Source organism: Actinoplanes sp. NPDC051470 (assembly GCF_040682035.1).
In the GTDB taxonomy this organism is placed as follows: Bacteria; Actinomycetota; Actinomycetes; order Mycobacteriales; family Micromonosporaceae; genus Actinoplanes.
This window is the reverse complement of the sequence record NZ_JBFBAA010000087.1, coordinates 1-1172: the sequence shown is the minus strand read 5'-3', so window position 1 is coordinate 1172 and position 1172 is coordinate 1. Positions and strand designations below refer to the sequence as shown.

The 1172-nt window shown below is 66.0% G+C and carries 1 protein-coding gene; it reads right to left on the bottom strand.

The features are described from left to right. A partial coding sequence (locus tag AB0M54_RS47890; protein ID WP_364480064.1) for an IS630 family transposase occupies nt 1-1020 on the bottom strand: 1020 nt, incomplete at its 3' end. Nucleotides 1021-1172 lie beyond the last annotated feature (152 nt).

Here is a 1172-nt window from a genome sequence, read left to right as displayed (position 1 = left end):
TTTCCCGTAACTCTGGGGTAGCCAGGGTGAGGTCCAGGGTGCGGCGGTGGTGAGGTTCTGGGCGTCGGTGCGGTGTTGGAAGAAGACGTGGGCTTGTTGGACGCGGTCGGTGATGGTGGCGGGTGCGGTGTTCGCGAGGGCTCGTTTCATGACGGCCCAGATCCGTTCGACGGGGTTGTCCTGGGGGCTGTATTTCGCGCCTTCGATCACCTGGATCCGAGGGTGTTCGGCGAGCCAGCGTCGGGTGATTGCGCTGTGGTGGGTGCTGCCGTTGTCGCAGATCACGGCGATGGTCGGGGCATTCGGGTAGGCGTCGAGCAGTTGTTGCAGGAAGTAGCAGAACACCACGGACACGTTCTTGACGCTGACGTGGTGGTGCACCGTGCCGGTGAGCAGGTTGACTGCGCCGTGCACGGTGCGGCGCACGTTGGTGCCGGGGGTCAGGATGCGGTGCCGCAGGCCGGTGGGCATCCAGCAGGAGCGGACCCGGGCGAGTAGGTCGAGGTGGGTTTCGTCCTCGGCCAGGATTACGGAGCCTTGCGGCAGGGCGGCGATCCGGTCGCGGATGTCGGCGCAGATGGTGTCTCGGTTGGGGTCGCTTTTGGCGATCAGGCGGGGTCGGGCCCAGCGGGCTTGTTCGCGGATGCGTCGGCGCATCGTGGACATGCTCAGCTGGGGCCGGCCCAGGGCTTTCCAGATACGTGCTGTGGTCCAGGATTTCGGGTTCTGCAGCAGGGCGTGGATGCGTTCGCCGAGGCGGGGGCTGCCTGTGCGAGGGCGTCCCGAGCGGGGCCGGTCGGGCAGACCGGCCAGGCCTTCGGCGTGGTGGCGGGCGATCCAGGCCCGAACGGTCTTCGGGTCGTAGTGCAGCAGGTCGGCGATCTCGCTGGCGTTGAAGCCGGCGGCGGACAGGACGACCATCACGATCCGGGTGGCGTTGCGCCAGGGTCCGTGCAGGGCGGTAATCAGTTCGGTGTGTTGCTGTTCGGACATGCTGGCGTAGACGTGCGCGGGGCGCATACTGGCGGTGACCTCGTCGGGGATCGCGTTCTGGTGTGGAAACTTGATCCGATCCCACGACGGGGTCTTTTCGTTGGTATGTCCCTCTCGCTGAGCGTGTTCGCTGACAGCCCATCACCAGTTATGTACCGAACCTTTGCCTACCCGCTTAG